The organism is Acetomicrobium sp. S15 = DSM 107314 (assembly GCF_016125955.1).
Classification (GTDB): domain Bacteria; phylum Synergistota; class Synergistia; order Synergistales; family Thermosynergistaceae; genus Thermosynergistes; species Thermosynergistes pyruvativorans.
The window spans coordinates 1-356 of sequence record NZ_JADEVE010000177.1; the positions used below are offsets into that span (position 1 = coordinate 1).

Below are 356 nucleotides of genomic sequence, written 5' to 3' on the forward strand. Positions count from 1 at the left end.
GCAATCCTCAGGTGGCCTATACGGAGACGATACGCACTTCCTCCGGTCCGGTGGAGGGTAAGTTCGTCAGACAGAGCGGCGGCCGCGGTCAATATGGCCACGTTGTGATAGAGATGGAGCCGTTGCCCGACGGAAAGGGTCAGGAGATACACGAAGTGTCACATGGACTTGGCCGTAGAGTGCAATATGGGCGACGCAAAAGCCCAAGTCTATTTCATATTCGAGCACAAATATTATCCCGATGAGGTAGTGTTGATTCAAATGCTGGGCTATATGTACGCGACATGTGATGAACGGAAGAAAGAAAACAAACCCCTAACGCCTATAATACCAGTAGTCGTATACCATGGCGTCCA

At 50.8% G+C, this 356-nt stretch carries 2 protein-coding genes; both read left to right on the forward strand.

Features of this window, described 5'->3' with window-relative positions; translation table 11 throughout:
* On the forward strand, positions 1 to 245 hold a 245-nt coding region (locus EZM41_RS13570), incomplete at its 5' end, for a hypothetical protein (RefSeq protein WP_232619071.1).
* Positions 187 to 356: Rpn family recombination-promoting nuclease/putative transposase (locus EZM41_RS04690; RefSeq protein WP_232619072.1), on the forward strand; the 170-nt coding region annotated here is incomplete at its 3' end. The genes EZM41_RS13570 and EZM41_RS04690, both read left to right, overlap by 59 nt.